At 70.3% G+C, this 10485-nt stretch carries 11 protein-coding genes; 6 read left to right on the top strand and 5 right to left on the bottom strand.

The genetic code is table 11. The annotated features are described in order from the left end of the window. The coding region (locus ACWGIU_RS17590; RefSeq protein WP_453706764.1) for a hypothetical protein at positions 1 to 410 on the bottom strand (410 nt) is incomplete at its 3' end. Between the two features lie 307 nt (positions 411 to 717). Between ACWGIU_RS17590 and ACWGIU_RS17585 the strand changes: the two genes are divergently transcribed. The 3 genes from ACWGIU_RS17585 (at position 718) to ACWGIU_RS17575 (ending at position 2849) form a co-directional block, all read left to right on the top strand. Then, the gene (locus ACWGIU_RS17585; protein ID WP_453706768.1) at positions 718 to 1563 is read left to right on the top strand and encodes a polysaccharide deacetylase family protein; all 846 of its coding nucleotides are present in this window, start codon (positions 718 to 720) and stop codon (positions 1561 to 1563) included. Positions 1564 to 1666: 103 nt separating this feature from the next. Beyond that, a complete protein-coding gene (locus ACWGIU_RS17580) occupies positions 1667 to 1996 on the top strand; it encodes a nuclear transport factor 2 family protein (protein WP_453706762.1) in 330 nt (109 codons plus the stop codon). A 229-nt stretch (positions 1997 to 2225) separates the two neighbouring features. Then, positions 2226 to 2849 carry a hypothetical protein gene (locus ACWGIU_RS17575; RefSeq protein ID WP_453706760.1) on the top strand — a complete coding sequence of 208 codons (624 nt, stop codon included), beginning with the start codon at positions 2226 to 2228 and terminating at the stop codon, positions 2847 to 2849. A gap of 147 nt (positions 2850 to 2996) precedes the next feature. Here ACWGIU_RS17575 and ACWGIU_RS17570 read toward each other — a convergent pair whose 3' ends face one another. The 3 genes from ACWGIU_RS17570 to ACWGIU_RS17560 all read right to left on the bottom strand — a co-directional run bounded on the left by ACWGIU_RS17570 (position 2997) and on the right by ACWGIU_RS17560 (position 5788). Further along, entirely contained in the window at positions 2997 to 4283 is a 1287-nt protein-coding gene (locus ACWGIU_RS17570) for an extracellular solute-binding protein (RefSeq protein WP_453706758.1), read from the bottom strand. A gap of 453 nt (positions 4284 to 4736) precedes the next feature. Next, positions 4737 to 5354, bottom strand: a complete 618-nt coding sequence (locus ACWGIU_RS17565; protein WP_453706756.1) for an SMI1/KNR4 family protein — start codon at positions 5352 to 5354, stop codon at positions 4737 to 4739. A gap of 59 nt (positions 5355 to 5413) precedes the next feature. Further along, on the bottom strand, positions 5414 to 5788 hold the full coding sequence (locus ACWGIU_RS17560) for a DUF192 domain-containing protein (protein ID WP_453706754.1): 375 nt from the start codon (positions 5786 to 5788) through the stop codon (positions 5414 to 5416). A 35-nt stretch (positions 5789 to 5823) separates the two neighbouring features. Between ACWGIU_RS17560 and ACWGIU_RS17555 the strand changes: the two genes are divergently transcribed. Further along, positions 5824 to 6579, top strand: coding sequence for a prepilin peptidase (locus ACWGIU_RS17555; RefSeq protein WP_453706752.1), 756 nt, complete (start codon positions 5824 to 5826; stop codon positions 6577 to 6579). Between the two features lie 142 nt (positions 6580 to 6721). Here the strand turns inward: ACWGIU_RS17555 and mgrA are convergent, their stop codons facing one another. Further along, positions 6722 to 7759 carry an L-glyceraldehyde 3-phosphate reductase gene (gene mgrA / locus ACWGIU_RS17550; protein ID WP_453706751.1) on the bottom strand — a complete coding sequence of 346 codons (1038 nt, stop codon included), beginning with the start codon at positions 7757 to 7759 and terminating at the stop codon, positions 6722 to 6724. Between the two features lie 128 nt (positions 7760 to 7887). Between mgrA and ACWGIU_RS17545 the strand changes: the two genes are divergently transcribed. After that, on the top strand, positions 7888 to 8649 hold the full coding sequence (locus tag ACWGIU_RS17545; RefSeq protein ID WP_453706766.1) for an isoprenyl transferase: 762 nt from the start codon (positions 7888 to 7890) through the stop codon (positions 8647 to 8649). 444 nt (positions 8650 to 9093) lie between these two features. Continuing rightward, on the top strand, positions 9094 to 10410 hold the full coding sequence (locus tag ACWGIU_RS17540; RefSeq protein WP_453706749.1) for a PhoH family protein: 1317 nt from the start codon (positions 9094 to 9096) through the stop codon (positions 10408 to 10410). Positions 10411 to 10485 lie beyond the last annotated feature (75 nt).

Raw genomic sequence — 10485 nt, 5'->3', positions numbered from 1 at the left:
CGTGGCCGCGCCGCACCGGCCCCCGGCCGGCAGCCGCACCAGCTGGGGTCCCCCCCGGAAGGCGGCGCCACCGGGACGACCGGGGGTGCCGCCTTCCGGCATGTCCGGGAGCCCGGTGACGCCGACGTGGGGTCGCCGGTCTCCCCGGGGTGCGCGAAGGCGCCCGGGCGCGGGCCCCGTGCGGTGCGCACGGCGCGCAGGGCGGCCCCACGGCGTTGCCGCGTCGGCGGACGCGACGCGAGGACCGCGCCGATGTCGTGGTCGAAGCCGTCGAAGCCGTCGAAGCCGTCGGTGCGTTCGCCGTCGTACCCCCGGTGCTCCAGGCGGAAGCGGCGGCCTCCGGCGCCGCGCATCCGGCCCTCTTCCTGCGCCCGGTCGTCGGACCGGCTGCGGGCGGGGGACAGGTCCACGAAGGCGCGGCGTCCTGGTCGCGACGCCGGGACCTCCGCCACCCTGAGCGCGCGGGGCACCCGGGGGATCCCCTTGCGGCTGCCCCGATGTGGGATCCGGGCCGTCCGGTGCCGAGTGCCTGACCGTTTCGGGCGTGTTCGCGGGGGCAGGTATGCAACTCCATGGAGGACTAAAGTCCCATCAGTCCCAAGAGTCCCATAACAGGGAATTTATGGGCTATTTGGCTGGAACTCCTCGGCGGCGATGAACGTCCTGATCCACAGAACGCTCACGAAGCGGATGGGGAGTGGACAGTTCATGAGTTTCTTGGCGCGTGCGAACAAGAAGGGCGTCCGGGCCGGTGCCGTCGTCGTGGCCTCGGCCGTCGCCGTGGCGGGGACCGTGTGGGGCGTGGCAGCCCTGGTCGGACCGGGCGGAATCGCTGCCTCCCAGCAGAACGCGGCCCGGCCGGGCGCCGGCGACAACTCCGGTCGTGGTGACGACGGTCGGCCCGGGCAGCAGCCCGGGGGGATACCCGAGGGCATAGCCCACGCGTCCGAGAGCGGCGGCAACGCCGTCAACATCACCATCGACGACGGCCCCGACCCCCGCTGGACCCCGAAGGTGCTGGAGGTCCTTCGACGGCACGACGTCAAGGCGACGTTCTGCATGGTCGGACCGCAGGCCAAGGCCCACCCCGACCTGGTGAAGAAGGTGGTCGCGGCCGGACACCGGCTCTGCGACCACACCATGAACCACGACACGGCCATGGACAAGAAGCCCGTGGCCTACCAGGAAGCGCAGATCCTGGAGGCGAAGAAGCTGATCGAGGAAGCCGCGGGCAGCGGCGCGAAGGTCGAGTACTACCGGGCCCCCGGCGGCGCGTTCACCCCCGACAGCCGGCGCATAGCCGCCGCGCACGGCATGCGGCCGCTCGGCTGGAACGTCGACACCAAGGACTTCGACAAGCCGGGCACGGCCGCCATCGTGGACGCCGTCAAGCGCGAGATCGGCAACGGCCCGACCGTGCTCTTCCACGACGGGGGCGGCAACCGGGCCCAGACCGTCGACGCCCTCGACCAGGTGCTGGCCTGGCTGAAGGACGAGGGCCGGCCCACCGGCTTCCCCGTCCGCACCGCCCCCGACGCCGGGACCGCCTCCGACGCGCCCTGACACGCCGTCCGCCGGGCGAACGGGTGACGGTCGACGACGCGGACCCGCCCGCGTTGTTCCCTGGTCGGACACGGACGCACGTACGCCCGACCAGGAGGCTCCTGTGGCCATCGCCCCCGCCAGACTGTCCGACCCGGTGGTCGGCTCCCTCGTCGCCGCCGTCAACGCGCACGACAAGGACGCCTTCCTCGCGGTCCTGACCGCCGACGCGACCATGTCCGACGACGGCTCCGACCGCGATCTTCACGACTGGATCGACCGGGAGATCTTCGACTCCGGCGGCCACATGGACGTCCAGTCCGAGTCCGACGGCGGCCGCACCCTGCTCGTCGACTACCGCAACGACACCTGGGGCGAGATGCGCACCACCTGGCGCTTCGTCATCGCCCCCGGCGGCGGCCGGATCAGCCGCTTCGAGACCGGTCAGGCCTGAGCCGACTCCTGGGCAGCCTCCTGAGCGGGCTCCAGCCCCCGCGCTCATCGCCGCCGGTACAGGCCCGCGACGCCGCGCGCCGCCGGCGGTCGTCGCCTCGTCCTGTCTCCGGACGGGAGCGAGAGTTGATCACCGGCTGTTCCGCGGCTACCGGAACCGGGCGCTCCCGTACGGGTGAAAGCGCGCCCGGCGTCGTTCCGGCACGCCGCGGGGCCCCGTTGGTCCGGGCATGAAGCGCACCCGGATCGCCGCTCTCGCCCTCGCCACCGTCTCCGCCGCCCTCGCGCCCCTCCTGGGCCAGGCCGCCACCGCCGCGGAGGGCGTGTACCTCCAGGACCCGGCAGGCGGCGAGAAGTCCATGAAGTCGATGTGGACCAAGGACGAGATGCACAAGGTGGAGGGGCAGCTCCGCTTCCACCCCGGAGTCCAGTACAAGACGGTCACCCGCCCCGGGCCCGCGGCCGCGCCGGAACACGAGCGTCGCTCCGGCGACCCCAAGACCCTGGCGTGGCTGCCCTCGTACGAGTTCGCCTGGTCGGTGTCGGACTCGACGGTGGTGAAGAAGGCCGTGACGGTCAAGGAGGGCGGGCACCCGATCGTCGTGCACGCGGTGCTGCGCAACGCGGACCGGGTCAAGGTCGGGGAAGTGCGCAAGGAGCTGGCGGGGAAGCCGCCGACGGGGCGTGAGAAGGTCGCGGGCGGCAAGCGGATCGCGTGCGACACCGGGGAGTACACGGTGGAGTGGTCGGTCACGCGGTCGGGTTACGGAACGCTGGGAGGCACGCTGCGCTGGGACTCCAGCTGCGAGCAGTACCGGACGGCGTTCGCCTCGCATCACGGGCCGCAGAGCTGAGGGTCCGGGTGGAGGCCGGCCGCCCCGTGCACCTTGTGGGTGCTCGTCGGGCGACGGGGCCGAGGCCTTGGATCAAGTGCCGTAGGGCCATGGTGCCGCACAGGGTGGTCTGCGGCAGGGGTCTGAGGTCCCGTGTCGAGAAATTTCTCAGTGCTTCTTGGAGGCCTGGGAGGCCTGTTGGGCGATGTCCTCCAGCACACCCTTCGGGCTGCCGGTCGGTTCCACGGCGCGCCCGATGTTGCGCTTGATGGTGTCGCTGACCGTCAGCCAGGACGGGTCGTTGACCGGATAGAGCTGAGCGCCGCGCAGCGCGTTCAGGAACTGCGTGTCGTTCTTGTCCAGGCCGCCCCCGGCCGGGGTGCGCGAGGCGGTGACGGTGGACGGCAGCAGGTGGTAGCGGTCGGCGAAGTCCGACAGGTTCTTGTCCTGGTAGATGAACTCCAGGAACTTGCCGATCTCCGCGCGCTTGCCGTTCTGCTTGAAGGCCATCATCCAGTCGGCGACGCCGACGGTGGGCGGCGGCACCCCGGTGCCGAGGTTGTCCGAGACGGGCATGGAGGTGGTCGAGACGCTGATGCCCTTGGCGCGCGCCTCGTGGGCGAGCGAGGGATAACCGTTGACCATGCCGACCTCGCCGCGCAGGAAGGCGGCGAAGGCGTCGGCGCGGTTCAGCTGCGACGGCGGGGTCGGACCGGCGAGTCCGGGGCCGACCAGCTCCTGCTTGACCCAGGCCCAGGTCGCGATGTTCTGCTCGGACGCCAGGTTGTAGTTGCCGCTGCTGTCGGCGTAGCCGCCGCCGTTGCTCAGCTCCCAGATCAGCGCCTCCGCGTGCGCTTCCTCCGGGCCGAGCGGCAGGGCGTAGGGGTACTTCACGCCCTTGTCCTTGAGCGCCTTGGCGTCGGCCTTGAGGTCGGTCCAGGTCTTCGGGGGCTCCTTGATGCCGGCCTTGGTGAAGAGCGCCTCGTTGTAGAAGAGGAGACGGCTGCTCGCCACGAAGGGCAGGCCGTAGAGGGTGTTGCCGACGGAGCCCGCGTCGGCGAGCGGCTGAAGGAAATTCGCCTCGGCGGTGACCGAGAGGAGTTCGTCCGCGGGATACAGCTTCCCCTGGGCGGCGAAGTCCGAGTAAGACCCCATCAGTGCCACATCCGGCGCCTTGCCGGCCTTGACCATACGGGAGACTTCGCGGTCGATGTCGGCCCACGGCAGGAGCTTCACGTCGAGCTTGATGCCGGGGTTCGCCTCCGTGAAATCGGCCGCCATCTTCTCCCAGTAGGGCTTGGAGCTGGTGGCCGGGCTGTCGCCGTATTCGGCGGCAACCAGGTGCAGCGTACCGCTGTCACCTGCACCGTCTTCCGAGCCGCCACATCCGGCCAGCGGTATCAGCAGACCGAGCACGGCCGTGGTGGCGGTCGTGCCGGAAATTCTTCGTCGCACGGGTGTATTCCCCTGATTTTCTTTTGGATCCCGTTATTACTTATGAGTTGCTCCGGGCTGGGGTGTCCCTCGATGGCCCGTTGGCCGGAATTCTCTCCTGAGGGAGGGGCGGTTGATTCCATTGGGGGCGTACTTGTGGGCAATGCTCCAAGTGCGGCTTTTCCTGATGGTGTTTTCCGATATGTGATCCACAGAGCGGACGCGCGTAGACATGCCAAAAAGCCCGTTTCCGGTCCGGGAACGGGTTCTGGGGCTCCTGAGGGCTCTTCGGCCGCCGCGCTGAGCGCGGCTAAGGGCTGTCCCGTGATCCCCGGTGGATCGGCGCCCGGCGTCGGATGCGGTGCATCGCAAGGCGGAGGGGCGCCCCCATGCTGGGCGTATTCGGGCGTTCCGACAACGCGGCGAGGTGCCGTAGTCGGCGTCGTGCGCCCGCCGGGGATTACGGGACAGCCCTTAGTCGGCGAACTCGCCGGCGTACGGGTCGGGCTCGCCCGTCTCGGGGTTGCGGCCCTCCTGCCAGCGCCGCTGGGCCTTGCGCCAGTGCACGAAGCTGAGGTGGCCGCCGTCCCAGAAGGTGATGCTGACGGGGCTCACGTCGAACTCGTCGGCGCACAGCCGGTGGAGGAACTCGGCCATGCCGTACGGATACACCGCGAAGGAATCGGCGGTGTGCCGCCCGCAGACCAGGACCGGCCACCGGTCCGGGTCGGGGTCGGAGGTGAGCCAGCACAGGATGTCCGACCCGCCGGTGACGCCCCAGGCGATGATCGACTCGGGGTCGACGTCGAACGCGGAGCGGCCGCCCTCCGCCTCCCACGTCTGCCGGGCGTTGTCGGTCTCCTCCGCCATCCCGGCCGGCTCCCACTGGAGGCCGGGCTTGGGCAGCGGCAGCAGGATGCTGGCCTCGCCGTTGATGGAGCCGGCTCCGAAGCGGCCCATGAACGCGATGAAATCGGCCGGGAACCGGGTCCCCCACACGGCCTCCGCCGCCGGCCAGTCGATGTCCTCGTCGGCGCCGTGCGTCGCCGGCATGATCTGCTCCAGCGCCTTGATCCGCGCGTTCTCCGTCATGCCGCTCCCCTGATGCCCCAGCTCAACCGCCCCAACCTACTGCCAGTGAGGAGCCTCGCCTAGCGGCGAGTGAGACGCCCGGGTACGTCCACCTTGATGGTGGTTCCCGCCCGCAGGCCCCAGCCCGCCATGGCACCGGCCGCCGACTCCAGGACGTGCCGGGAGCGCGGCCGCGGCAGCCCGAGCCGGCCCGGCGCCATGGTGACCACGGCGAGCACGCCGAGCTCGCGGTCGAGGTACGCCACGTCGATCGCGAACCGCATCCGGAAGGTGTGCACGCTCGCCGCGGGGGTCAGCAGCATCGCGCCGTCGATCCCGTCCCGCCCGAGCAGCCCGCGGGTCCGCGCCCCGTACGAGGCGGCGACCTCCAGCGGGATCTCCGTAGGGTCCGCGCCGACCCGCAGCACGGCCCGGCCGTCTTGCCAGTGCGCCATGGCGGCCACCTTAGGGGGTGTTCTACCTTCGCCGGATGACGGGTGTGCTCATGATCGTTCTCGCCGCCGGGTACGGCGTGGTCGCCGGGCTCCTGCTGCCGCGCCCCGCCTACCGCCTCTCCGTCGGCCCGGAGGAGCCCTGGCAGGGCCGCTGCCCGCAGGGACACCGGCTGGCCGGCCGATGGCGGGGTTGGCTCGGCCCGGCCCGCTGCCGGCCGCCGGCCGAGCCCGTCGGCGTCCCGCACGCGTACGGGCGGCGGGCCGCGCCCCTGGCCGTGCTCACCGCGGCGGTCTGCGCCCTGCTCGCGGCGGCCGTCGGGGTGCGCCCCGAGCTGGTGGCCTACGTGGGCCTCGCGCCGCTGCTCGTACTGCTCGCTCTCGTCGACCGCGCCGTCCACCGGCTGCCGGACGTCCTGACCCTGCCGCTCGCCGCCGCGGCCGCCGCGCTGCTGGGAGCGGCGGCCCTCGCGCCCGGCTCCGCCGGGTCCTGGCGGCTCGCGCTGCTGGGCGGCGGCGCGCTCGGAGCGGCGTACCTGCTGCTCCACCTGATCAACCCGGCCGGCATGGGTTTCGGCGACGTCAAGCTGGCGCTCTCGCTGGGGGTCGCTCTTGGGTGGTACGGGTGGGGGGTATGGTCCGCGGGGGCCTTCCTCGGCCTGCTCTACGGGGCCCTGTACGGGATGTACGTGCTGCTGTGCGGCCCCGACGAGCGCAATCAGGGGTACGCGTTCGGCCCCTTCATGGCGGCCGGAGCGCTCACCGGAGTGCTGCTGGGCGGTTTCGGAGCGTAATCATTCTGCGCCGATGCACGCAGCATGCTTTACGAAGGGTTATGGTGGAACCCCCCCCTCGGGCCGGTCCGTATCCCCCCCACGGACCGGCCCGTTTTTTGTTTTCCTGCTGCTCGACCGCGCAGCGCGACAAATGCGCAGGTCAGCCGCGCTGGGCCCAGATGTTGGTGCCGGGGGTGGAGACGGCGAGGGAGTCGATCTCCTTCAACTCGGCCTCGGTGAGCGGCGCGGACGCCAGCGCGGCCACGTTCTCCTCCAGCTGCGGCACGCTCGACGCGCCGATCAGGGCCGAGGTCATCCGGTCGTCGCGGAGCACCCACGTGAGCGCCAGCTGGGCGAGGGACTGCCCGCGGCGGGCCGCGATCTCGTTCAGACCCGTCAGCCGGCGGAGCACCTCGTCCGAGAGCAGGTCGGGGTTCAGGGACTTGCCCTGCGCGGCGCGCGAGTCCGCCGGGATGCCCTTCAGGTACTTGCCGGTGAGCATGCCCTGCGCGAGCGGCGCGAAGGAGATGCAGCCCATGCCGACGTCCTCCAGGGTGTCCAGCAGCCCGTCCTCCTCCGTCCAGCGGTTGATCATGGAGTAGGAGGGCTGGTGGATGAGCGGACGCACACCCATCCCGCGCAGGATCCGCACGGCCTCGGCCGTCTGGTCCGCCGTGTAGGAGGAGACGCCCACGTACAGGGCCTTGCCCTGCTGGACCGCGGACGCGAGGGCGCCCATGGTCTCCTCCAGCGGGGTCTCCGGGTCGAAGCGGTGGGAGTAGAAGATGTCGACGTAGTCCACGCCCATCCGCTTCAGCGAGGCGTCGAGCGAGCTGAGCAGGTACTTGCGGCTGCCCCATTCGCCGTACGGCCCGGGGTGCATCAGGTAGCCGGCCTTGGTCGACAGGATCAGCTCGTCGCGGTAGGCCGCGAAGTCCTGCGAAAAGATCTTGCCGAAGTTCAGCTCGGCCGAGCCGGGCGGCGGCCCGTAGTTGTTCGCCAGGTCGAAGTGGGTGATGCCGAGGTCGAAGGCCCGGCGGAGGATCGCCTGCTGGGACTCCAGGGAGCGGTCGTCGCCGAAGTTGTGCCAGAGGCCGAGCGAGATCGCGGGGAGCTTGAGGCCGCTGTGGCCGGTGCGCCGGTACTCCATGGAGTCGTAGCGCGAGGGCTCTGCCCGATAGGGATTGATATCAGTCACGTTGTCCTCCCTATCACGGAGCTGTGACAGACCGAGTTGGGTACCCGATCCCGGCGCGCAGTAATGTGGCCGACTCGGGGTGGGACCGCATTTCGCACGGGGGCAAGGCACGGAGGGGCTGGAAGATCGTGAAGCTGCGCGACCTGGTGTACAGGCTTTACGCACGCCGGGTGGAAGGCCGCCTCGACCATGACGCGGCGCCCAAGCACATCGGCGTCATCCTGGACGGAAACCGCCGCTGGGCGAAAGCGTCCGGAGGGACGACGGAGCAGGGCCACCAGGCCGGCGCCGACAAGATCTCCGAGATGCTCGGCTGGTGCACCGAGACGGACGTCGAGGTCGTCACCCTGTGGATGCTCTCCACGGACAACCTGGACCGGCCGGAGGTCGAGCTCCGCCCGCTGCTCAACATCATCGAGAACACCGTCCGGGGCCTCGCCGCGGACGGCCGCTGGCGCGTCCACCACGTCGGCAACCTCGACATCCTGCCCGCCCGGACCCAGAACGTCCTCAAGGAGGCCGAGCAGGCCACCCGCGACGTCGACGGGATACTCGTCAACGTCGCCGTCGGCTACGGCGGCCGCCAGGAGATCGCCGACGCGGTCCGCTCGCTGCTGCTGGAGCACGCGCGCAAGGGCACCTCCTTCGAGGAGCTCGCCGAGATCCTCGACATCGACCACATCGCCGAGCACCTCTACACGCGCGGCCAGCCGGACCCGGACCTCGTCATCCGCACCAGCGGCGAGCAGCGACTGTCCGGATTCATGCTGTGGCAGAGCGCGCACAGCGAGTACTACTTCTGCGAAGTCTTCTGGCCGGCTTTCCGTAAGGTCGACTTCCTGCGGGCACTGCGCGACTACGCCGCCCGCCACCGGCGCTACGGCACCTGATTCCCCGTAGGGGTTTTGCCGCCCCTTTCGGACCTGTCGTCAAAGTCCCGGCCTGTCGGCACTTTGACGACAGGGCCGGGAGCCGTGCCGATCAGGCCGGATTCGCCCCCTGAAGCGCACCCACCGCACCCCCTGAGGGCTGTCCCGTCAGCCCGGGCGCCCCCCTTCCCGCGAAGCCTTCACCAGGGATTCACCGAGCGTCCGTCATATGCCATGGCATGGCCTGGCCTGTTCGGGGAATATCCCTTTCAGGTCGATGCCCGATCCACGGGTGTCGTGTCTCAGCGGACGGCATGGGGTCGTCCGCCCGGGAGGCCCTTTGCACCAGGACGCACGTGCGGTTCGCACGGACGGAGTGGAGGGCCGGAAATCGGCCCTGGCATGGGTGCCGATGACCGGTCCGGTCTTCATGGCCCGACCTCTTCCGAGGGGGTACGTCCTTCCGTGGTGATCAGCACAAAGAGCCGCCTGCAAGACAGGCGGACCTACGTCCTCGACACCAGCGTCCTGCTGGCAGACCCCAATGCGATCTCCCGCTTCGACGAGCACGAGGTCGTGCTCCCGATCGTGGTGATCACCGAGCTGGAGGCAAAGAGGCACCATCCCGAACTCGGCTACTTCGCGCGCCAGGCCCTGCGCCTGCTCGACGACTTCCGGGTTCGCAACGGTCGCCTGGACGCCCCCATCCCGCTGGGCGATCTGGGCGGGACCCTGCGCGTCGAGCTCAACCACTCCGACCCGAGCGTCCTGCCCGCCGGCTTCAGGTTGGGGGACAACGACTCCCGGATCCTCGCGGTCGCCCGCAACCTCCAGGCCGAGGGCTACGACGTCACGGTGGTCTCGAAGGATCTCCCACTGCGCATCAAGGCCTCCTCCGTGGGGCTGATCGCCGAGGAGTACCGTGCCGAGCTCGCGATCACCGATGCCGGCTGGACCGGCATGAGCGAGATCGGTCTCTCCGGGGAGCAGGTGGACCTCCTCTTCTCGGAGGACCGCCTCTATGTGCCGGAGGCCGCGGAACTGCCCGTGCACACCGGACTGGTCCTGCAGTCCGAGCGCGGCAAGGCCCTCGGCCGGGTCACGTCGGACGGCAACGTGAAGCTCGTACGCGGTGACCGGGAGGCCTTCGGGCTGCACGGCCGCAGCGCCGAGCAGCGCATCGCGCTCGACCTCCTCCTCGACCCCGAGATCGGGATCATCTCGATGGGCGGCCGGGCCGGCACCGGAAAGTCGGCGCTGGCGCTCTGCGCGGGGCTGGAAGCGGTCCTGGAGCGCAGGCAGCACCAGAAGGTGATGGTCTTCCGGCCGCTGTACGCGGTGGGCGGTCAGGATCTCGGCTATCTGCCCGGGGACGCCTCCGAGAAGATGAGCCCCTGGGCGCAGGCGGTCTTCGACACCCTCTCGGCGGTCGCCGGGCGCGAGGTCATCGAGGAGGTGCTGAACCGCGGGATGCTGGAGGTCCTGCCGCTCACGCACATCCGGGGCCGCTCGCTGCACGACGCCTTCGTGATCGTGGACGAGGCGCAGTCGCTGGAGCGCAATGTCCTGCTGACCGTTCTGTCCCGGATTGGCGCCAATTCGCGGGTCGTTCTGACCCACGATGTCGCCCAGCGGGACAACCTGCGGGTCGGCCGGTACGACGGAGTGGTCGCCGTGGTCGAGAAGTTGAAGGGCCACCCGCTCTTCGCCCACATCACGCTGACACGCTCGGAGCGCTCCCCGATCGCCGCGCTGGTCACCGAGATGCTGGAAAATCTCTGAGGGTCGTATCGGTCAAAGACCCCATAGCGGGAAGGTGAGTTGGCGCCGCCCGGCAAAGGCCCGAGAGCCTAGCCG

Source organism: Streptomyces sp. NPDC054840 (assembly GCF_053611065.1).
This window is presented reverse-complemented; position numbering and strand designations above follow the sequence as displayed.

Bases quoted from the DNA above. Each gene is read 5' to 3' on its own strand.
- ACWGIU_RS17575 (WP_453706760.1), top strand. From the start codon at position 2,226: ATGAAGCGCACCCGGATCGCCGCTCTCGCCCTCGCCACCGTCTCCGCC.
- ACWGIU_RS17565 (WP_453706756.1), bottom strand. From the start codon at position 5,354: ATGACGGAGAACGCGCGGATCAAGGCGCTGGAGCAGATCATGCCGGCG.
- ACWGIU_RS17560 (WP_453706754.1), bottom strand. From the start codon at position 5,788: ATGGCGCACTGGCAAGACGGCCGGGCCGTGCTGCGGGTCGGCGCGGAC.
- ACWGIU_RS17555 (WP_453706752.1), top strand. From the start codon at position 5,824: ATGACGGGTGTGCTCATGATCGTTCTCGCCGCCGGGTACGGCGTGGTC.